Source organism: Streptomyces capoamus, assembly GCF_014654935.1.
Classification (GTDB): Bacteria; Actinomycetota; Actinomycetes; order Streptomycetales; family Streptomycetaceae; genus Streptomyces; species Streptomyces capoamus.
Genome location: NZ_BNBF01000005.1, coordinates 81,806 through 101,502, shown reverse-complemented (window position 1 = coordinate 101,502; position 19,697 = coordinate 81,806). Strand labels below are relative to the sequence as shown.

The following is a 19,697-nucleotide window of genomic DNA, read 5'->3' as shown; positions in this document are numbered from 1 at the left end:
GGAAGCATCGTGGCAACCACGCGCACCGCGCACACCGTCTGGGAAGGCAACCTGCTCGAAGGCAACGGAGTCGTCACCTTCGACTCCTCCGGCATCGGCGAGCAGCCGGTGTCGTGGCCCTCGCGCGCCGAGCAGGCGAACGGCAAGACCAGCCCCGAGGAGCTGATCGCCGCCGCCCACTCCAGCTGCTTCTCCATGGCGCTCTCGCACGGCCTGGCCGGCGCCGGCACCCCGCCCACCCGGCTGGAGACCAAGGCCGACGTCACCTTCCAGCCGGGCGAGGGCATCACCGGCATCCACCTCACCGTGCGCGGCGAGGTGGCGGGCCTGGACGAGGAGGGCTTCCGTTCGGCCGCCGAGGACGCCAAGAAGAACTGCCCGGTCAGCCAGGCCCTGACCGGTACGACGATCACCCTGACGGCCGAGCTGGCCTGACGCCCGTCCGTCCGCGGACGCCGCGCCCCGCCCCCGGGGCGCGGCCCCGCGGGTGCCGCCTCAGAGGGTGGCGCAGACCGCGTCCAGCACACCGGCGTACGGGGTGCCGCAGGCGGTCAGCCGAACGCGCAGCCGCTCCAGGCCGTCGCGGTGTTCGGTGAGCAGGCCGGTGTCGCCGGTCCGCGCGGTGAACTCCAGCACGGCCGGCAGGAAGTCGGGCGGTTCCCCGCCGCTGCACTCCAGGCCGTGCCGGCGGTAGGCGTCCCGGAACCGCACGGCGGACGTGCCGTGCCGCCGGGTGCCGCCGTCGTGCCAGTGGCTCAGGTACAGGCTGTGCCGGTCCTCGCCGCCGAAGACCCGCAGGTAGTGCGCCGCCAGCTCCGGTGGCGGGGTGAGGGCCGCGTGATCGGTGAACGCCCGCAGCTGCGGGGCCGCCTCGCGCAGCAGCGGCAGCCGGGTGATCAGGCCGTCGTCCGGATAGGTCAGGCAGAGGGCCGCCGCCTGGTAGAGCACCGCGTCCGAGGGCATCGGGTCTCCTTCGCGTGGCCGGACGTGCGCCGTCCGGCCGGGATCGCCCCGTACTCAGAAGCTAGGGGCGGTCGCCGCGACGCACCCCTCCGCAGACCCGTACGGGTCACCCCGGGGCTCAGAGCCGCTCGCGGTGCTCCCGCAGCAGCTTCAGGGTGCGCTGCGCGGACGCGGCCCGGGCCGTCATGTGGTCCAGCACCTCCAGGTGCGCGGCCACCTCCTGCCGCGAGTCCAGGTACAGCGCACCGGTCAGGTACTCGGTGAACACCATGTCCGGCAGCTCCGGCTCGGCGAACCGGAACAACGTGAACGGCGCGTACGTCCCCGGGTGCGGGCCCGCGGCGAACTCGGCGATCTGCAGGGTGACCCGGTCCCGTTCGGCGTACTCCAGCAGCCGGTCGAGCTGGTCCCGCAGCACGTCGGGCCGCCGGCTCACCGGGCGCCTGAGCACCGTCTCGTCCATGATCACCCACAGGTGGGGCGGGTCGTCGCGCTCCAGCAGCCGCTGCCGTTCCATGCGCAGCGACACATGCCGCTCGACCGTCCGTGGCGAGGTGTGCCCGATCGTCCCGGCCTCCAGCACCGCCCGCGCGTACTCCTCGGTCTGCAGCAGCCCGGGTACGAAGTGCGGCTCGTAGGAGCGGATGATCCGGGCGGCGCCCTCCAGGCTGACGTACAGGCTGAACCAGTCCGGCAGCACGTCGTGGAAGCGCTGCCACCAGCCGGGCTGGTTCGCCTCCTCGGCCAGCCGCACGAACGCGTCGGCCTCCTCCTCGGCCACCCCGTAGGCGGTCAGCAGCACCTGCACGTAGGGGATCTTCAGCGCGACCTCGGCCATCTCCATCCGCCGGACGGTCGCCGACGCCACCCTCAGGACCCGGGCGGCCTCCTCGCGGCTGAGCCCCGCCGCCTCCCGCAGCTCCTGCAACCGTTTGCCGAGCACCACCTGGCCCACCGTGGGCGCAGCCCGCCGCTCACTCACGACACGCCCTCCCCTGTGCGCCGACCGCAGCGGGCAGCAGTCTGTCACGTGTCGCCGCCTCGCACACGTGCCCGAGACGGCGAATCGGCTGCCGGACCGCTCAACCGGCCAGCGTGTGCAGGTACTTGGCGGTCGCCGGGTCCGCCGGGAGGAACGTCTCGACGGCGAGTTCGGCGACCGTGACGTCCATCGGCGTGTTGAACGTGGAGATCGAGGACACGAACGACAGCGTCCGGCCGGCGTGCTCGATGCACAGCGGCAGCGCGAAGTACGGTACGGGCTCGCCCGGTTCGGCGCCGTCCGGCTCCTCGGGCACCGGATAGGCCGCGACCTCCTCGTACAGGGCGCGCAGCCGGTCGGAGCGGTGCAGGGCGATCTCCCGCTCCATCTGGGCCAGCAGGTGCCCGCGCCACTCCCGCAGGTTGCGGATGCGCGGCGCCAGCCCCTCCGGGTGCAGGGTCAGCCGCATCGCGTTCGGCGCCGGTGCCATCAGCTCCTCGGGGACGCCCTCCAGCAGCATGGCGATGCCCCGGTTCGCGGCGACGACCGTGTAACCGGCGTCGACCACCAGCGCGGGATAGGGCTCATAGCACCGGATGAGCCGCTCCAGGCCCTCGCGCAGCGCGTCCAGCGCCGGGTCGTCCAGCGGGGTCTCCGGGAAGCGCGGCGCGTAACCGGCGGCCAGCAGGAGGGAGTTGCGCTCCCGCACCGGCACCTGGAGCTGCTCGGCGAGCCGCAGTACCATCTCCTCGCTCGGCCGGGACCGGCCGGTCTCCACGAAGCTGATGTGCCGCGCGGAGGAGTCGGCGCGCAACGCCAGCTCCAGCTGGGACAGCCGCTGCCGCTCCCGCCAGGCGCGCAGCAGCGGACCGGCCCCCTGGCCGGAGACGGCGGAGGCGGTGGGACCGGACGCGGCAACGGGCATGGCACCGACCCTAGTCGAGACCGACGGGCCGCGACGACCCCGTTCGCCCCGGACCGCGGGCCCTCGCGTCGCCGCCCCCGGCCAGGGCACCGACGTGGCAGGCTGAACCGTACCCGCCCCTCCCCGTACGGGGACACGCACCGAAGGGAGCCGAAGGCCATGGCCGTCGAACCGCTGTCGCAGAAGGAGATCGAGGACCGGCTGGCCGAACTGCCCGGCTGGTCCGTCGACGGCGACCGCCTCACCCGCTCCTACCGGCTCGGCTCGCACTTCGCGGCGGCCGCGCTGGTCGTGCACATCGCCGGCGTCCAGGACGAGCTGGACCACCACTCCGACCTCACCCTCGGCTACGACACCGTCTCCATGAGCGTGCACACCCACAGCGCGGGCGGCGCCCTCACCGAGCGGGACTTCGCTCTCGCCCGCAGGGTGGAGGACATCGCCCCGGGCCACGGCGCACACTGAGCCGTGCTGGACTACGAGAAGGAAGCAGGCGACTACGATGCCTTGCGCGGCGGTGAGGCCCGCGCCCACGAAGCGGCACAGGCCGTCCTCGCCCTGATACCGGGGGGACCGGGGCGCCTCCTCGACGTCGCCTGCGGCACCGGGATCGTCACCCGCCGGCTGGTCGCCGCGCGCCCCGGGCTGCGGGTGACCGGTGCGGACCTCACCCCGGCCATGGTCCGCCGGGCCGCTGCCCGGCTGCCCGGCGCGATCGTACGGGCCGACAGCCGCCGGCTCCCCTTCCCGTCCGGCTCGTTCGACGCGGTCACCAGCATCTGGCTGCTGCACCTGCTCGCCGACCCGGACGACGTCCGCGCCGCGGTCGCCGAGTGCGCCCGGGTGCTGCGCCCCGGCGGCACGTACGTCACCACGGTCGACAAGGCCGCCGCGCACGACGTCGGCAGCGACATCGACGCCGTCCTGGCGGCCCGTCCGCGCCGCCCGGCCCCCGACGCCCCCGGCACCGTCACCGCGCACGCCGTCCGGTACGGACTGCGTCCCGCGGGCCGGGGCGCCTTCCGCGGCGCCGGCCAGGGCCGCAGCCCCCGCAGCACCATCGCCGACCTGCGCCGCGGCTGGTTCACCCTGCTGCCGCCGGGCGAGCCGCGCACCGAGGAGTTCGCCACCCGCCTGGCCGCACTGCCCGACCAGGACCGCCGCCGCCCCGACCCCCGGTTCGGCCTCCGCGCCTTCCGTAAACCGGCGGCCGGCGTGGGGCCCGGCGGGCCGCACGCCGCGGACGCGCGCTGAGCGCGTCGAGCCGTGCCGACCGTGCGGGCGCGGGGCGGGAGGGAGGGGACGGGAAGGGCGCCACCCGCTTCTCGCGGATCCGGATTGCGCGGTGCGCGGCACTCGGCCGCTTCCCCGCGTGGACGACGCGTCCTTCCCGCCGACACCAGGACACCACGGGAACCGCCGGCGCACCAGAGCGCGGCCGGGTCGCCTCCGGTCAGGCGGTCGTACAGGTCTGGTCGCCCAGCTTGAACGACGCCGGCTTCGCGTTCGCGCCCGACCAGCTGCCCGTGAAGCCGAAGGCCACCGACGCGCCCGCCGCCACCGTGCCGTTCCAGGTGGTGTTCCGCGCGGTCACCGCCGGCCCCGACTGCGTGTAGCCCGCGTTCCACAGTTGAGTGATCCTCTGGCCGCCCGGGAAGGACCAGCCGAGGGACCAGCCGTTCCAGGCCGCCGGGCCGGTGTTCGTGAGCCGGACGTCCGCCTGGAAACCGTCCGACCATTGATTGATGATTTTGTAGGTCACCGTGCAGGCACCGGACGGGGGCGGTGTCGTACCACCGTCACCGCCCCCGCCGGGGTCGGACGTGTCGCCGTAGATCACACCGCGGCCGTTGGTCGAGACGTAGACACGGCCGTACACCCGGGGGTCGCCCGTGATCGCGGCGCCCGTCCAGCCCCACTGGTGGGCGTCGTCGTTGATCCGGGTCCAGGTCGCACCCCGGTCCGTGGAACGGAAGATGCCGCGCACCCCGCCGATCTTCGCGCTGGAGTACAGCGTCTGGTACGAGGCCCCCGCCGCGGCCTTCCCGAACCCGATCGTGTCGGCCTGCTCGACGTTCGGCAGCCTGGTGAAGCTCGCCCCGCCGTCCGTGGAGTGCCACAGGTCGTACGCGCCGTCCGCCGCACCGCCCGCCAGCCAGATGTCGCCCTTGGTGCCGGGCAGTGCCTTGAAGTGCACGCTGTCACCGCTCGGCAGGCCCGCGGCGGCGGAGGCGGTGAAGGTCGCGCCCCCGTCCGTACTGGTGTAGAACTTCCCGGACTTGAAGCCGTAGAAGGTCTTCGGGTCGACGCGGTCCGACTCCACGGTCGCACCGGCCGGGATGCCGCTCGACGCCGACCAGGACGTGCCGAAGCCCGTCGTGTGCTGCACGCCCGCGCCGGCCGGGCTCCAGACGAACCGGCCGCCGTCCGCGCCCGCCGCCACCGTGCCGCCGCCCGAGACACCCGGAGGGTCCGTGCCCGCGAACCAGTCGGCGCCGTTGTCGGTGGAGAACGCGATGTGCGGACCGGAGTCCAGGTCGCCGACGCGGACCACCGTACCCGGGTCGGACTCGGCGAAGTCCAGGCTGGTGGTCGTGGTGAAGGTGGGGGAGGTGTACATCATCGACGGCACCTTGGTGAGGTCCGTGTGCCGGAACCCGCCGATGTCGCCGAGCGCACTGAACAGCTGGGCGCCGCCCGAGGGTGGTGCCGCGAGGTCGTCGACCGCCGTCTCCTCCAGGCCCTGCACCATCGGTCTGACCGTGAACCGGCCGCCGCTGTCCCACTCGCCGAGGTTCTCGGTGCCGTAGAGGGTGGCGCCCGTGCCGTACATCATGCGGGAGGAGTCGAACGGGTCGATCTCCAGCGCCTCCGTCATCCAGCCCAGTTTCGGCGTCTGCTCGGGCGGCGACGGGTCGGCGCCGAAGGTCAGCCAGGGGGAGGAGGACACGTCGATCGTGTACCGGTTCGTACGGTTCGGGTACGACGTGTAGTCCCAGGCCTTCGTCCAGGTGGCACCGCTGTCCGTGGAGCGGAAGAACTGGGTGTCCGGCCACCACGCGCTGTAGGCGGTCGCCATGATGGTGGACGGGTGCAGACGGTCGACCGTCAACCCGCTGAAACCGTAGGAGGTGTCGGCCTCCGCGACGGGGCTGATGTCCGACCAGGTGCCGGTCGCCGTCGCATACCGCCACAGCCGGCCCTTGCCGCCGTCGTACGGACCGCCCTTGTCGCTGTAGGCGAGGTACAGGAAGCCGTTCCTGGCGTCCAGCACACCCTTGTGCGCGAGGTACCCGGTCGGCTGGCCCGCCAGCCGGGACCAGGTGGCGCCCGCGTCGGTCGAGCGGTACACCGCGTTGTCCTTGTCGGCGACCCCCACGTAGATCGTTTTCGTGGCGGTGCCGGACGAGCCCGTCGACTCGTCGAAGGTGACCCAGACGATGCCCTGCTCGTCGCTCGCGTAGCCGGTCGAATCGCCGGGATCCTGCTGGTAGTTGCCGGGATTCGGGAAGCTGGTCACCTGCGACCAGGTCGCCCCCGAGTCCGTCGACCGCCACAGGCCCTTGCCGCTGGGCGCGCCCAGGTACAGGACGCTGTCCTTGTGCGGGTCGATCGCCAGCCGCTCGCCCATGCCCCGGCCCGGCATGTTGCCGCCCAGCTTGAACGGCAGGTCCGCCTTCCGCCAGCTCGCGCCCCGGTCGGCGGAGCGCAGCACCGCGCCGTTCGTCGGGTCCCAGCTGTTGGTGTACGTCCCGACGGCCGCGTACACCTTGTCGGGGTCGACCGGGTCGGACGCCAGGCCGACCACGCCGGTGTGGCCCCAGTCGTTCCAGCCGACCGAGTCCAGCAGCGGGGTCCAGGTCTTCGTCGACTCCTGCCAGCGGTAGGCGCCGCCGATGTCGGTGCGGGCGTAGACCAGGTTCTTCTCGGAGCGGTTGAAGACGATGCCGGGGACGAAGCCGCCGCCGTCGATCCGGGCGTTCTTCCAGGTGTACGTGTCCGCGGCCACGCGCGTGTGCGGTGCGGACGCGGCCAGTGCGGGCGGGGTGCCGGCGAGCAGGCCGGCGGCGAGGGCCAGCACGGCCGTGAGGATACGGGTTCTTCGCACGGTGGGGGTCCTTCCTCGGGGGAACGCGACGACGGCCGGGTTGTTCGAGGAGTTCCGCGTACGAGCCGGTTCCTCCGTGCGGGCGTCCGGCGGGAGAAGTCAAGGCGTGAACCAGTGGGAGCGCTCCCATATTGGGGACGGGGACAGGAGCGGTCAAGGTGCTTGAAGAGTCGAATAGGTTTCGACTGGCCCGGTTGCCGAAAGTTCGAGCAACCCCCTGGGATTTCAGGTCACTTGACGCTACCTTCCTTCGCACCAGTGGGAGCGGTTCCGTTCAGTCGACGCGTCCGTCACGGCGCGCCCAACTGCAAGGAGTCGCTCATGCGACACCCCCCGCGTTCCGTACTCCTGGCCGCCGCCGGAGCGGTCGCGCTCGTGACGAGCGCGGTCGTGCCGGTCGTCTCGGCCCAGGGAGCCACGCCCGCCTGCACGGTGGAGTACGCCGTCACCGGTCAGTGGGCCGACGGTTTCCAGGGCTCCGTGAAAGTCACCAACAACCAAGCGGCGCTGAGCAGTTGGAAGCTCACCTTCGACTTCGCCGGCCCGCAGAAGGTCACCCAGGGCTGGAACGCCAAGTGGTCCCAGTCCGGCACCACCGTGACCGCGGCCAACGAGAGCTGGAACGGCACGCTCGGCACCGGCGCCAGCGTCAGTGCCGGATTCCTCGCCTCCTGGTCCGGCAGCAACACGGCACCGGCGGTGTTCAAGCTCAACGGCACCACCTGCAACGTGGACGCCGAGCCGACCACCCCGCCGCCGACGACACCACCCCCGTCCGGCGGTGCCGCACCCGCCCTGCACGTCTCCGGCAACGAACTGGTGGACGCCGGCGGCACCCCCCGCCGCCTGCTCGGCGTCAACCGGTCCGGCGGCGAGTTCATGTGCGTGCAGGGGTACGGCATCTGGGACGGACCCGTCGACGACGCGGCCGTGAAGGCGATCGCCGACTGGAAGGCCGACGCGGTCCGCATCCCGCTCAACGAGGAGTGCTGGCTCGGCCTGTCCACCGTCAAGCCCGAGTACGGCGGTGCCAACTACATCGACGCGGTCAAGCAGCTGGTGTCCCGCGTCGAGGCGCACGGCATGACCCCGATCCTCGAACTGCACTGGTCCTACGGCCAGTACACCGGGAACTCGGCCGGCTGCCCGGACGTGCACGCCACCTGCCAGAAGCCGATGCCGGACATGCAGTACAGCCCGTCGTTCTGGTCGTCGGTGGCCGGCACCTTCAAGGGCGACCAGGCGGCCGTGTTCGACCTGTTCAACGAGCCGTACCCGGACCGGGCGACGTCCAGCGCCACGGACGCCTGGAAGTGCTGGCGCGACGGGGGCACCTGCCCGGGCATCTCCTACGAGGTCGCCGGTGTGCAGGACCTGGTGGACAGCATCCGCGCGACCGGCGCCAAGAACGTCATCATGGCCGGCGGGCTGGCGTACTCGAACGACCTCAGCCAGTGGACCGCGTACAAGCCCACCGATCCGGCCGGCAACCTCGCCGCCGCCTACCACGTCTACAACTTCAACAGCTGCTCCAGCGAGAGCTGCTGGAACTCCACCCTCGCCCCGGTGGCCGCGCAAGTGCCCCTGATCGCCGGGGAGATCGGCGAGAACACCTGCGCGCACGGGTTCGTCGACCGGGTCATGAAGTGGTTCGACGACCACGACCTGTCCTACCTCGGCTGGACCTGGAACACCTGGGACTGCTCCTCCGGACCCTCCCTGATCTCGGCCTACGACGGCACACCCACCGCCTACGGCGCCGGCCTGCGCGACCACCTGCGCGCCCTCGGCCCGTAGCCGGCCGCCGGGCCCCGCACCCCTCCCGTTGCCGGACGCGCTCCCTTTTGCCGTACCGGCAACACCGCTGGCCTCCGTCCGGCCTGCCGTCGCACGCTGACCGCACCCGGCAGAGAGGCTGACCGTCATGGCGCACCACCACCACGACACCGGACACGGGCACGGACGGGGGCACGGGCACGGTACCGACATCGACTGGAACGAGCTGGGCCCGCTGCTGGAGTCGCAGGCGGAGCTGTTCCGCCCCGCTCACGAGCAGGCCATGGCCTGGCTGGGCGGGGAGGCGACCGAGCCGGGGCTGATCGTGGACGCCGGCAGCGGTCCCGGTGTGGTCTCCTGCCTGTTCGCCGAGGCCTTCCCCGGCGCCCGGGTCGTCGCCGTGGACGCCACCGCGCCGCTGCTGGAGCGTGCCCGCGCCCGGGCCGCCCAGCAGGGCGTCGCCGGCCGCTTCGACACCCTCGCTGGTGAACTGCCCGAGGTACTGCACCGGTTGGAGCGTCCGGCGGATCTGCTGTGGGCCGGCCGGAGCCTGCATCACCTCGGCGACCAGCGGGCCGCGCTCACCGCGTTCGCCGAGAGGCTCGCCCCCGGCGGCACCCTCGCCCTCCTGGAAGGCGGTCTGCCCTCCCGTTTCCTGCCCCGGGACATCGGTGTCGGCCGCCCCGGACTGCAGGCGCGGCTGGACGCGCTGGAGGAGGAGTGGTTCGCCCGCATGCGCGCGGACCTGCCCGGCTCGGTCGCCGAGACCGAGGACTGGCCCGCACTGCTGGCCGCCGCCGGCCTCGGGCACACCCGCACCCGGACCTTCCTGCTCGACCTGCCCGCCCCCGCGTCCGACCGGGCCCGCGCCTACGTCACCGCGCACCTGTCCCGGCTGCGCGACGGCGTCGGCGAGGCCCTGGACGCCGAGGACCGCGCCACCCTGGACCGGCTGCTCGACCCCGTGGACCCGGCGAGCGTGCACGTACGGCCGGACGTGTTCGTGCTGGGGGCGTACACCGTGCACACGGCGGTCCGCCGGGCCTGACCGGGGCACCGGCGGCAGGCGCCCCGTCAGTTGTTGGCGAGGAACTGCTTGGCCAGCTTGTCGCCGAGGGAGACGGCGGCGCTGTGGCTCTCGATGGGGGAGACCTGGGAGTTCTTGAACAGGATGTAGGTCACGCCCGAGTCGGTGCCGCCGGTGGCCGGGTCGGGGTCGATGCCGAGCGCCTTCGCGGTGGCGTACGACGCCTCACCGATGATCTTCGTGGGTCCGGTGTCGCCGACGACGGCGTACTCGACCTTGTTGCCGTAGATGACGGCGACCACACCGCCGCCCTTGATGCCGGCGCCGGAGTAGTTCCAGATGCTGCTGCTGCTGGGCACGACCACGTAGGGCAGGGTCTCCGCCTTCAGGGGTTTGCCGTCGGACTGGTGGAAGGCGGTGTCGTCCTGGTACCAGGGGTCGCGGTCCTCGTTGCAGTTGGCGGTGCGCTGGCCGTCGCAGTCGATGTCCATGTCCGCCTTCCAGAACACCGCGCCGTTCTTTCCGCACACGGGGACCGTGGCCGACGTCTCGTCGTCGGTCTTGTACTTGCCGTTGGAGATCTGCGAACAGGACGTCACCTTGGCGAGCAGGTCGGCGGCGCTGACGGTGCCCTCCTGGGCGGACCTGGGGGAGGCGGCGGCGGAGGCGTGGGCGGGCAGGAGTCCGGCGGCGAGCAGGGCGGTGCCGGAGGCCGCGGCGAGGGTCAGTGTCCGAAGGCGCACGGGAACCCCTTCTGTTAGGAAAGTTTCCTTACTGAGTGGGTCCCACGGTGGCCCTGCCGTCATGCCCTCGTCAACCCTGCGGGTGCGAACGGCCGAAACCTGTGCGCGTTGCGGTGACTTACCGCGCCGTAGAGACTGGACAGACCGGGTGTTTCCCTCTTCGTCCGATGCTGTCGGTGGTCCCCGTACCCCGGAGGTGAGGGCCATGTTCGTACGCGCGGTGTACGCGACCGGTGATCCGGCACTGCTCGACACGGCCGTCCGGTCGGTGAACAACCAGGGGCGGGACCTGCTGGAGGAACGCCCCGGATACCGCGGCGCCGGCGTGTTCGCGGACCGGGAGGCCGGCACCCTCCTCACGGTGAGCTGGTGGGAGACCGAGGAGGCGCGACACAACAGCGACGCGGTGATGCGCGAGCGGCGCGGGGCACTCCTGGAGCCGTTCGCGGGCACCGTGGCGGTCGCCAACTACGAGGCGGCGGTGTTCCACCAGATCGCGCACCCACGGCAGGGCGGCGGACTGCGCGTGACGCGGCTGGAGTTCGACCCGCGGGACGCGGATCTCGTCGTCGACACCTTCCGGGCCACGGTGGTGCCGCGCACCGAGGCGCTGCCCGGCCTGTCCGGGGTCAGCCTGCTGGTCGACCGGGAACGGGGGCGGGGCCTGGGGAACACCCTGTTCCTCGACCGCGCCTCGCTGGCCGCCTCGCGCGCGGCCGTGGCGGCCGTGCGCCACGAGGCCTCGGCGAAGGCACACCTGGACGTCGTCGGCCTGGAGGAGCTGGAGGTGGTGCACGCGGACGTGCGCTTCGCGTGAGCCGGTCCGCCGGGCCGCTCGCCGTGTCCGCCACGCCCGGCCGCACCCGGCCGTGCGCCCCGCTGACGCGCGGGGCGCCCGGCCGGGAGGGCGGCGCCGGGCGTCAGGCCAGGTCGAAGGTGGCGGGGTCCGGACCCAGACGCCGGTCCTCGTTGAGCGCGCTGATCGCCGCGAGGTCCTCGTCGTCCAGGCCGAAGTCGAACACCTCGATGTTCTCCTTGATCCGGGACGGAGTCACCGACTTGGGGATCACGATGGTGCCGAGCTGCAGGTGCCAGCGCAGCACCACCTGGGCCGGGGTGCGCTCGTGCTTCCGCGCGATCGCGACGATCGCCGGGACCTCCAGCAGGCCCTTGCCCTGACCGAGCGGCGACCAGGCCTCGGTGGCGATGCCCTGCTCGGCGTGCAGCTCGCGCGCCTCGCGCTGCTGCAGGTGCGGGTGCAGCTCGATCTGGTTGACCGCAGGCACGACGGAGGTCTGCGAGATCAGCTGCCGCAGGTGCTCGGGAAGGAAGTTGGAGACGCCGATGGCGCGGACACGGCCGTCGGCGTGCAGCTTCTCGAACGCCTTGTAGGTGTCGATGTACGTGCCCCGGGACGGCAGCGGCCAGTGGATCAGGTACAGGTCGACGTAGTCGAGTCCCAGCTTCTCCAGCGACGCGTCGAAGGCGCGCAGCGTGGAGTCGTACCCCTGGTCGCTGTTCCAGAGCTTGGTGGTGACGAAGATGTCCTCGCGGGGCAGACCGGAGGCGGCGATGGCCTTGCCGGTGCCCTCTTCGTTGCCGTAGATCGCAGCGGTGTCGATGCTGCGGTACCCGGCCTCCAGCGCCGTGGCGACGGCCCGCTCGGCCTCGTCGTCCGGCACCTGCCACACGCCGAAGCCCAGCTGGGGCATCTCGACGCCGTTGTTGAGGATGATCGGGGGGACCTTGCTGCTCACGAGCCTCTTGATCCTTCGGTTGTCGACAGGTGGTACCGACATCGTCAACGATCACGGGCCGCTGTGCATTCCTGACCGCGCGATCCGCTCGCCGCTCACCACTGGATCACGTCCGGTACAGGGCGTCGACCTCGTCCGCGTACGCCTTCTCGATCGCCTTCCGCTTGAGTTTCAGCGACGGCGTCAGCAGCCCGTGCTCCTCGGTGAACGGCTGGGCCAGGACACGGAACGTGCGGATCGACTCCGCCTGGGAGACGAGGGTGTTCGCGGCCACCACCGCGCGCCGCACCTCCGTCTCCAGGTCCGGGTCGCGGACCAGCTCGGCCGGGGACAGCCTGGGTTTGCCGCGCATCTGCAGCCAGTGCTCGACCGCCTCCTGGTCCAGGGTGACCAGGGCGGCGATGTAGGGGCGGTCGTTGCCCACCACGATGCACTGGTTGACCAGCGGGTGCTCGCGGACCCGCTCCTCCAGCACGCCCGGGGACACGCTCTTGCCGCCGGAGGTCACCAGGATCTCCTTCTTGCGGCCGGTGATGGTCAGATAGCCGTCCTCGTCGAGGGAGCCGAGGTCGCCGGTGGCGAGCCAGCCGTCGTGCAGGGTCTGGTCGGTGGCCTTGGGATTGTTGAGGTAGCCCTGGAAGACGTTGCCGCCGCGCAGCCAGATCTCCCCGTCGTCGGCGATGTGCACGCTCACGCCCGGGATCGCCTGCCCCACGGTGCCGTAGCGGGTGCGCCCGGGCGGGTTCGCGGTCGCCGCGGCCGTCGACTCGGTCAGGCCGTAGCCCTCGTAGATCTGCACGCCCGCGCCCGCGAAGAACAGTCCCAGCCGGCGGTCCATGCCCGAGCCGCCGGACATCGCGTTCCGGATGCGGCCGCCCATCGCCGCGCGGACCTTCGCGTACACAAGCTTGTCGAACAGCTGGTGCTGCATCCGCAGCCCCGCCGACGGGCCCGGCCCCGTCCCCCAGGCCTTCGCCTCCACCGCCTCCGCGTACTTCACGGCGATGTCGACGGCCTTCTCGAACGGCCCGGCCCTGCCCTCCTTCTCGGCCGTGCGGCGGGCCGCGTTGAACACCTTCTCGAAGATGTACGGCACCGCGAGGACGAACGTCGGCCGGAACGCGGCCAGGTCGGGCAGCAGGGCGGCGGCGTGCAGCTGCGGCTGGTGCCCGAAGCGGACCCGGCCGCGGATCGCCGCGACCTCCACCATCCGTCCGAAGACGTGCGCGAGCGGCAGGAACAGCAGGGTCGACGCCTCGTCGCCCTTCCGGCCGTGGAACACCGGCTCCCACCGCTGGATCACGGTGTCCGCCTCGAACATGAAGTTGCCGTGGGAGAGCACGCACCCCTTGGGGCGGCCCGTGGTGCCGGAGGTGTAGATGACGGTGGCGACCGAGTCCGGGGTGACCGCCTGCCGGTGCCGGTGCACCACGTCGTCGTCCACGTGCGCCCCGGCGTCGTACAGCTCCTGCACGCAGCCGGCGTCCAGCTGCCACAGCCGGCGCAGCCGCGGCAGCCGGTCGATGACGGTGGCGATGGTCATCGCGTGGTCCTCGTGCTCCACGACCGCCGCGGTCACCTCGGCGTCGTGGAGCATCCAGAAGCACTGCTCGGCCGACGAGGTGGGGTAGACGGGGACCACCTGGGCGCCGATGGTCCACAGGGCGAAGTCGAAGAGGGTCCACTCGTAGCGGGTGCGGGACATGATCGCGACCCGGTCGCCGAACCGGACGCCGTCGGCGAGGAGCCCCTTGGCGAGGGCCAGCACCTCGTCGCGGAACTCGGCGGAGGTCACGTCCCGCCACCGTCCGTCCGGGTCCTTGCGGCCGAGCGCGATGTGCAGCGGGTCGGTCAGGGCATGGTCGAAGACGACGTCTGCCAGACCGCCCGTCGGCGGCGCCGACGCCAGCGGAGGGTTGGTGAACTCGCGCAACCTCGCTCCCCGTGTCTCGCGCCTCAGTGACGTTGGTCCACGCACCGCACGGCGCCGTGAAAGCTACCCCACCCGATCGGCATCCGGGAGGGGTACGGAACCCGGCCAGACCTCACGTTCCTCCCGGACGACGGTCGTGAAATGCGCGCACATGGGGAAGGGCCGGACACAATACTGACGGGTCAGTAAGTTTCGGTTCCGTAATCTCCACCGAATCTGTACGCGCCGATTACGACAGGATCCGGGGGGAGCCACAGGATCCGACGGGGGAGCCCATGCCGAGGATGCAATCCGAGACCTTCGACCTGCTGGACCTCCAGCTGCTCTCCGCGCTGGAGGTCGACGGCCGGGCCCCCTTCGCCCGCATCGCCGCCGTCCTGGGCGTCTCCGACCGGACCATCGCCCGCCGCTACCGCCGCCTGTGCGCCGAGGGCGGCCTCCGGGTCGTCGTCCTGCGGGACGCCGTACGCCTCGACCAGGACCAGTGGATGCTGCGGCTGCGCTGCGCGCCCGACAGCGCCGGCGTCATCGCCGACGCGCTCGCCCGGCGCCCCGACACCCACTGGATCGGGCTGACCTCCGGCGGCACCGAGATCGCCTGCCTCACCCGGCCCCGCAGCCCCGGTGACCACGACGACCTGCTGCTCGGCAAACTGCCCCGCACCCCGAGCGTCGTCGAGATCCGCGCCCTGCAGCTGCTGCACCGCTTCTACGGCGGCCCGGTCGGCTGGCTGCCCAAGTTCCGGGCGCTCAGCGACGAGCAGATCGCCGCCCTCCGCCCCGACCTTCCCGCACCCGGCCCGGCCCGGCTGGAGCCCGAGGACGCCCCGCTGCTCGACGTCCTCGAACGCGACGGCCGCGCCACCTACCCCGAGCTCCAGCGTGCCACCGGCCGCTCCGAGTCCGCCGTCAGACGCCGCCTGTCCGCCCTGATCGCCTCCGGCGCGGTGTACGTCGACATCGAGTACGACCACGCGATCCTGGGCTACCCGAGGACGGCCGTCCTGTGGATCACCACGGCCCCGGGCGCGCTGGACTCCGTCGGCCGGGCACTGGCCACCCACGACGAGATCGCCTTCGCGTCCGCCACGGCCGGCCCCTCCCACATCGTCGTCACCGCCGTCGTCCGTGACACCGCCGCCCTGTACGCCTACCTGAGCGGTCCCCTCGGCCACCTGGACGGCGTCCAGCACGTGGAGACGACGCCCTTCCTGCGCCGGGTGAAGCAGCTGACCTACCGCCCGGCACGCTGACGGCCGGGCACCGGCGGCCCGGACCGGCGATGCCGCCTGCCGGTGCTGCATCCGGCGCGGCGGGCGCCGGCGAAGAACAGGTAAGGGATCGGGACGATGCGCCCGATCGAGCGGCTGCTGTCACGAGGGATACGGGAGGCGGCACGCTCCCGGGCCCGCGACGCGGCGGCGACGGTGGGCCCGGTCCTCAGACTGCGGATGCCGCCGGGAATGCGCGGCGGGCCGGCCGTGGTTGCCGCGAGCATGACGACGAATGCGGCCCAGCCCGAGGTATTGCGATACACCGCTTTCTCCAGCGTCCCCGACGGCGGGAATCCCGCCGGCGTCGTGCTGGACGCCACGGCGCTCGACGACGGCGACATGCTGGCCATCGCCGCCGACCTGGGTTACTCCGAGTCCGCGTTCCTCACCGCGCCACCGGAGGGTCTCGGCGGCCAGAAGGGGCGGGCGTACAGCATCCGCTACTTCAGCCCCAAGGCGGAGGTGTCCTTCTGCGGCCACGCCACCATCGCGACCGCCGTCGCGCTGGCCGAACGGACGGGCCCGGGGACGCTGGTGTTCGCCACGCGCGCCGGCACCGTGCCGGTGGAGGTGGCCGAGGAGGGCGGGACGGTCAGGGCCACCCTCACCAGTGTCGAGCCGCACATCGAGGACGTCGCCGACGCCGACCTCGCGGAGGCGCTCGCCGCGCTCGGCTGGCCGGCCGCCGATCTCGACCCGGCCTTCCCGCCCCGGGTCGCGTTCGCCGGCGCCCGCCATCTCGTGCTCGCGGCCGCGACCCGCGAGCGCCTCGCCGATCTCTCGTACGACTTCGCGCGCCTCGAAGCCCTCATGCACCGCCTGGACCTGACCACGCTCCAGTTGGTGTGGCGGGAGTCGGCCACCGTCTTCCACGTCCGGGACCCGTTCCCCGTCGGCGGTGTCGTCGAGGACCCGGCGACGGGCGCCGCGGCCGCCGCGTTCGGGGCGTACGCTCGTGAACTCGGCCTGGTCCCCGACGACGCCGTCCTCACCCTGCACCAGGGCGAGGACCTGGGCCGTCCCGGCGAACTCACCGTCACGCTGCACCGCGGCGACCCGCGCGTGCGGGTCAGCGGCACAGGGGCGCGCATCGATTAGAGAGGCAACGGCCGTTCGGCCGGCGCCCTCCCGCCGGCCGACCCCGCAGCCTTCAGCTGGTGTGCCGCCTCACCCAGGAGATGACGGTCGCCTCCGCCACGTGCGGACCGGAAGCAGCAGGAAATGGCTCGTCAACGACGACCGGCCTGATAAGACGGGTCTGCGCCGGTGCTGTGGCGCAGTCGCTCGCCGCCCGCCAGGACCGCCGCCGCCAGCGCGTTCGCGGCGTCCTCCGCCGGACCCCGGCGGCGTCCGTGGACGAGGACGAAGTCGACCTTGCCCAGATCGGGCAGGCCCGCACGGTCGGGCAGCCGGACCAGGCCCGGCGGGATCAGCCGCCGGGAATGGGCCATCACCCCGAGGCCGGCACGGGCCGCTGCGATCAGCCCGTTGAGGCTGCCACTGGTGCACGCGATCCGCCACGGGCGGCCCTGCCGCTCCAGCACCTCCAGCGCGCGGGCCCGGGTGATGCCCGGCGGCGGGTACACGATCAGCGGGACCGGCCGGTCGGGGTCCAGCCGCAACCGCTCCGCGCCGATCCACACCAGGTCGTCGCGCCAGACCAGCTCACCCCGCGGATCCTCCGGGCGCCGCTTGGCCAGCACCAGGTCGAGCTTGCCGGAGGCGAGCCGCTCGTGCAGGGTCCCCGACAGCTCCACCGTCAGCTCCAGGTCGACCTCCGGGTGGTCGTGGCGGAAGCCCGCCAGGATCTCCGGCAACCGGGTCAGCACGAAGTCCTCCGAGGCGCCGAAGCGCAGCCGGCCCCGCACGCGCGTGCCGGTGAAGAACGCCGTGGCCTGCTCGTGCACCTCCAAGATCCGGCGGGCGAAGCCCAGCATCGCCTCGCCGTCCTCGGTCAGCTCCACCGAGTGGGTGTCCCGGGAGAACAGCTGCCGCCCGGCCGCGTCCTCCAGCCGGCGCACGTGCTGGCTGACCGTGGACTGGCGCAGCCCGAGCCGCCCGGCCGCCTGCGTGAAGCTCAGCGTCTGGGCGACCGCCAGGAAGGTGCGCAGCTGCGTCGCGTCGTACACGCCTCCAGAGCCTAGCGCGGTCATCGCGCTTCATGATGACAGTGAGAGCGGTGTGCGGGATTCCCGATCGACGCTGGCAGGGGGACGATGGAGAGGGGCCGCACGGCCCCGCGAAACGCCCGTCACCCACGCCCGTCACCCACGCCCGTCCCCGACCGCCATCGGAGCACTGTGAAACGCCTGCGCCGGCCGCGCCGGATGCCGATCGACCCGTACATCGCGCTGCTGCTCGGGACGGTCGGCCTCGCCGCGCTCCTCCCCGCCCGGGGCACCGCCGCCGACGTCACCTCGGGCGCTTCCACGGCCGCGATCGCCTTCCTCTTCTTCCTCTACGGCGCCCGCCTGTCCACCCGCGAGGCACTCGACGGACTGAGGCACTGGCGCCTCCACGTCACCGTCCTGGTCTGCACCTTCGTCGTCTTCCCGGTGTTCGGGCTGGCCGCGCGGGGATTGGTCCCGGTCCTGCTGACCCAGCCCCTCTACCAAGGCCTGCTCTTCCTGACACTGGTGCCCTCCACGATCCAGTCGTCCATCGCCTTCACCTCGATGGCCCGCGGCAACGTGCCCGCGGCGATCTGCGCCGGCTCCTTCTCCTCCCTCGTCGGCATCGTCCTCACCCCGCTGCTCGCGGCGGGGCTGCTGGGGGGCGACGGGGCCGGCTTCTCGACCGACTCGCTGCTGAAGATCGTGCTCCAGCTGCTGGTCCCGTTCCTGGCCGGGCAGCTGCTGCGGCGCTGGATCGGCGGCTTCGTGACCCGGCACAAGAAGGTCCTCGGACTCGTCGACCGCGGCTCCATCCTGCTGGTCGTCTACAACGCCTTCAGCGAGGGCATGAACCAGGGCATCTGGCACCAGGTGAGCCCCGTACGCCTGGCCGGACTGCTCGGCGTCGAGGCCGTCCTGCTGACCCTGATGCTGCTCCTGACCTGGTACGGCGCCCGGGCCCTGGGCTTCTCCCGGGAGGACCGGATCGCCATCCAGTTCGCCGGGTCGAAGAAGTCCCTTGCCTCCGGACTGCCCATGGCGAGCGTCCTCTTCGCCGGCCACGCCTCCCTGGCCGTGCTGCCGCTGATGCTGTTCCACCAGATGCAGTTGATGGTGTGCGCGTTCATCGCCAAGCGCCGCGCCCGCGACCCCGAGGCGCCACCGCAGGCGTCCGGGGAGTCAGCCGCGCACCCGGTCGAGGGGCAGCCAGAGGACCGTGTCCTGCGGTGACCGCAGGACGTCCGGGTCGGCCGTCTCCCCGTCGCCGAGCGCCCGGTCCCACACGTGGACCTCGTCGAGCGCACCCGTGAGGAAGGCGCGGCTGTCCATCCGCTGACCGAGGTGGACGCCGAAGGGGGAAGTGCGGCTGACGGACCCCGGCACGTCGGCGGCGGCGGACCCCACGCCGTCGACGGACAACGACAGCAGGCCGCCGCCGCGACGCAGTACGGCGTGGTGCCAGAGGCCGTCGTTGTACGCGGCATCCGTGCGGACGGACGCGGCCCGGGGTGCACCGGCACCGTCCCGCACGGTGATCCACCCCTGCACACGGTGGTTCGCCGGCTCCCCGCGCAGCCACACCTGCGGCTGGCCGGTGCCGATCCCGCCCATCCACAGCAGCGGCTGCTCCCCGGCCGCCGCCGTGTACCGGAACCACAGCGACACCGTGAAGTCCCGGGTGCCCAGGGGGAGACCGGCGCGGTACGGCAGGCGTACGGCGTCGTCCGTGCCGTCGAACTGCAGTGCGTTCCCGGACACCCCGCTGGTCTGTCCTGGGCCGCCGAGCACCGCGGCCGGGCGGGCCCGCGCGGCGAGGTCGGGGGTGACCGGGTCGGGACCGCGGCGCGGGGCGAGCCAGTCCTCGGCGAAGCGGGCGAAACGGATCTCGTCGCGGGCGTCCGCCGCACCGCCCTCGTACACCAGGCCCACGCTCCGGGGGCCGATGCGCACCAGGTCGGAGTAGCCGGACCAGTCCGTGGTGACCACCGTGCCGCGGTCGACGGTGTCCCACGTCCGGCCGCCGTCGTAGGAGGAGCGGATCATCATCGTGCGCCGCCGGTCCGGGTCGCCGGGGCAGGCGAGCAGCAGACGGTCG

The 19,697-nt window shown here is 72.5% G+C and carries 18 protein-coding genes; 9 read left to right on the top strand and 9 right to left on the bottom strand.

The annotated features are described in order from the left end of the window. Positions 1–9 precede the first annotated feature (9 nt). Positions 10–435 (top strand): OsmC family protein, encoded by a 426-nt coding sequence (locus IE312_RS10195; RefSeq protein ID WP_189980479.1) that lies wholly within the window; start codon positions 10–12, stop codon positions 433–435. Positions 436–495: 60 nt separating this feature from the next. On the opposite strand, the gene IE312_RS10190 is transcribed toward IE312_RS10195, so the two are convergent. The 3 genes from IE312_RS10190 to IE312_RS10180 form a co-directional block, all read right to left on the bottom strand. Continuing rightward, positions 496–963: a nitrate reductase molybdenum cofactor assembly chaperone gene (locus IE312_RS10190; RefSeq protein ID WP_189980477.1), complete on the bottom strand. Its 468-nt coding sequence runs from the start codon at positions 961–963 to the stop codon at positions 496–498. A gap of 118 nt (positions 964–1,081) precedes the next feature. Continuing rightward, complete coding sequence (locus IE312_RS10185) at positions 1,082–1,945, bottom strand: Sco1979 family transcriptional regulator (RefSeq protein WP_189980475.1); 864 nt, start codon at positions 1,943–1,945, stop codon at positions 1,082–1,084. A 100-nt stretch (positions 1,946–2,045) separates the two neighbouring features. Continuing rightward, complete coding sequence (locus IE312_RS10180) at positions 2,046–2,870, bottom strand: helix-turn-helix domain-containing protein (RefSeq protein WP_189980473.1); 825 nt, start codon at positions 2,868–2,870, stop codon at positions 2,046–2,048. Between the two features lie 159 nt (positions 2,871–3,029). Here IE312_RS10180 and IE312_RS10175 point away from each other — a divergent pair, with 159 nt between their 5' ends. After that, complete coding sequence (locus tag IE312_RS10175) at positions 3,030–3,335, top strand: 4a-hydroxytetrahydrobiopterin dehydratase (protein ID WP_189980471.1); 306 nt, start codon at positions 3,030–3,032, stop codon at positions 3,333–3,335. Between the two features lie 3 nt (positions 3,336–3,338). Beyond that, on the top strand, positions 3,339–4,124 hold the full coding sequence (locus IE312_RS10170; protein ID WP_189980469.1) for a class I SAM-dependent methyltransferase: 786 nt from the start codon (positions 3,339–3,341) through the stop codon (positions 4,122–4,124). A 199-nt stretch (positions 4,125–4,323) separates the two neighbouring features. On the opposite strand, the gene IE312_RS10165 is transcribed toward IE312_RS10170, so the two are convergent. After that, the gene (locus IE312_RS10165) at positions 4,324–6,978 is read right to left on the bottom strand and encodes a cellulose binding domain-containing protein (protein ID WP_189980466.1); all 2,655 of its coding nucleotides are present in this window, start codon (positions 6,976–6,978) and stop codon (positions 4,324–4,326) included. 321 nt (positions 6,979–7,299) lie between these two features. Here IE312_RS10165 and IE312_RS10160 point away from each other — a divergent pair, with 321 nt between their 5' ends. Beyond that, entirely contained in the window at positions 7,300–8,775 is a 1,476-nt protein-coding gene (locus IE312_RS10160; RefSeq protein WP_189980464.1) for a cellulose binding domain-containing protein, read from the top strand. A 127-nt stretch (positions 8,776–8,902) separates the two neighbouring features. Beyond that, positions 8,903–9,802 carry a class I SAM-dependent methyltransferase gene (locus tag IE312_RS10155; RefSeq protein ID WP_189980462.1) on the top strand — a complete coding sequence of 300 codons (900 nt, stop codon included), beginning with the start codon at positions 8,903–8,905 and terminating at the stop codon, positions 9,800–9,802. 26 nt (positions 9,803–9,828) lie between these two features. Here the strand turns inward: IE312_RS10155 and IE312_RS10150 are convergent, their stop codons facing one another. Beyond that, entirely contained in the window at positions 9,829–10,524 is a 696-nt protein-coding gene (locus IE312_RS10150; RefSeq protein WP_189980460.1) for a glycoside hydrolase family 75 protein, read from the bottom strand. 205 nt (positions 10,525–10,729) lie between these two features. Between IE312_RS10150 and IE312_RS10145 the strand changes: the two genes are divergently transcribed. Further along, positions 10,730–11,341 carry a hypothetical protein gene (locus tag IE312_RS10145; protein ID WP_189980457.1) on the top strand — a complete coding sequence of 204 codons (612 nt, stop codon included), beginning with the start codon at positions 10,730–10,732 and terminating at the stop codon, positions 11,339–11,341. Positions 11,342–11,444: 103 nt separating this feature from the next. Here the strand turns inward: IE312_RS10145 and IE312_RS10140 are convergent, their stop codons facing one another. Together IE312_RS10140 and IE312_RS10135 are read right to left on the bottom strand one after the other, a co-directional pair. Then, a complete protein-coding gene (locus tag IE312_RS10140; RefSeq protein WP_189980456.1) occupies positions 11,445–12,281 on the bottom strand; it encodes an aldo/keto reductase in 837 nt (278 codons plus the stop codon). 106 nt (positions 12,282–12,387) lie between these two features. Continuing rightward, positions 12,388–14,214, bottom strand: coding sequence for an AMP-dependent synthetase/ligase (locus IE312_RS10135; RefSeq protein ID WP_189980455.1), 1,827 nt, complete (start codon positions 14,212–14,214; stop codon positions 12,388–12,390). A 284-nt stretch (positions 14,215–14,498) separates the two neighbouring features. On the opposite strand from IE312_RS10135, the gene IE312_RS10130 reads away from it, so the two are divergent. Next, positions 14,499–15,467, top strand: coding sequence for an Lrp/AsnC family transcriptional regulator (locus IE312_RS10130; protein WP_370467544.1), 969 nt, complete (start codon positions 14,499–14,501; stop codon positions 15,465–15,467). A gap of 243 nt (positions 15,468–15,710) precedes the next feature. Then, positions 15,711–16,586 carry a PhzF family phenazine biosynthesis protein gene (locus tag IE312_RS10125; RefSeq protein ID WP_189980453.1) on the top strand — a complete coding sequence of 292 codons (876 nt, stop codon included), beginning with the start codon at positions 15,711–15,713 and terminating at the stop codon, positions 16,584–16,586. Positions 16,587–16,717: 131 nt separating this feature from the next. Here the strand turns inward: IE312_RS10125 and IE312_RS10120 are convergent, their stop codons facing one another. Further along, positions 16,718–17,617, bottom strand: a complete 900-nt coding sequence (locus IE312_RS10120) for a LysR substrate-binding domain-containing protein (RefSeq protein WP_189980452.1) — start codon at positions 17,615–17,617, stop codon at positions 16,718–16,720. 198 nt (positions 17,618–17,815) lie between these two features. Here IE312_RS10120 and IE312_RS10115 point away from each other — a divergent pair, with 198 nt between their 5' ends. Further along, positions 17,816–18,832 (top strand): bile acid:sodium symporter family protein, encoded by a 1,017-nt coding sequence (locus tag IE312_RS10115; RefSeq protein ID WP_189980829.1) that lies wholly within the window; start codon positions 17,816–17,818, stop codon positions 18,830–18,832. Here the strand turns inward: IE312_RS10115 and IE312_RS39455 are convergent. Continuing rightward, positions 18,782–19,697 (bottom strand): LamG-like jellyroll fold domain-containing protein (locus IE312_RS39455; protein WP_306419725.1); only part of this gene is annotated, 916 nt, incomplete at its 5' end. The two genes, IE312_RS10115 and IE312_RS39455, sit on opposite strands and share 51 nt — an antisense overlap.

What these genes read in the sequence shown, in the direction of transcription:
- IE312_RS10145 (WP_189980457.1), top strand. Translation starts at nt 10,730, where the DNA reads ATGTTCGTACGCGCGGTGTACGCGACCGGTGATCCGGCACTGCTCGAC.
- IE312_RS10155 (WP_189980462.1), top strand. Translation starts at nt 8,903, where the DNA reads ATGGCGCACCACCACCACGACACCGGACACGGGCACGGACGGGGGCAC.
- IE312_RS10160 (WP_189980464.1), top strand. Translation starts at nt 7,300, where the DNA reads ATGCGACACCCCCCGCGTTCCGTACTCCTGGCCGCCGCCGGAGCGGTC.
- IE312_RS10125 (WP_189980453.1), top strand. Translation starts at nt 15,711, where the DNA reads ATGACGACGAATGCGGCCCAGCCCGAGGTATTGCGATACACCGCTTTC.
- IE312_RS10130 (WP_370467544.1), top strand. Translation starts at nt 14,499, where the DNA reads ATGCAATCCGAGACCTTCGACCTGCTGGACCTCCAGCTGCTCTCCGCG.
- IE312_RS10190 (WP_189980477.1), bottom strand. Translation starts at nt 963, where the DNA reads ATGCCCTCGGACGCGGTGCTCTACCAGGCGGCGGCCCTCTGCCTGACC.
- IE312_RS10180 (WP_189980473.1), bottom strand. Translation starts at nt 2,870, where the DNA reads ATGCCCGTTGCCGCGTCCGGTCCCACCGCCTCCGCCGTCTCCGGCCAG.
- IE312_RS10115 (WP_189980829.1), top strand. Translation starts at nt 17,816, where the DNA reads ATGCCGATCGACCCGTACATCGCGCTGCTGCTCGGGACGGTCGGCCTC.
- IE312_RS10175 (WP_189980471.1), top strand. Translation starts at nt 3,030, where the DNA reads ATGGCCGTCGAACCGCTGTCGCAGAAGGAGATCGAGGACCGGCTGGCC.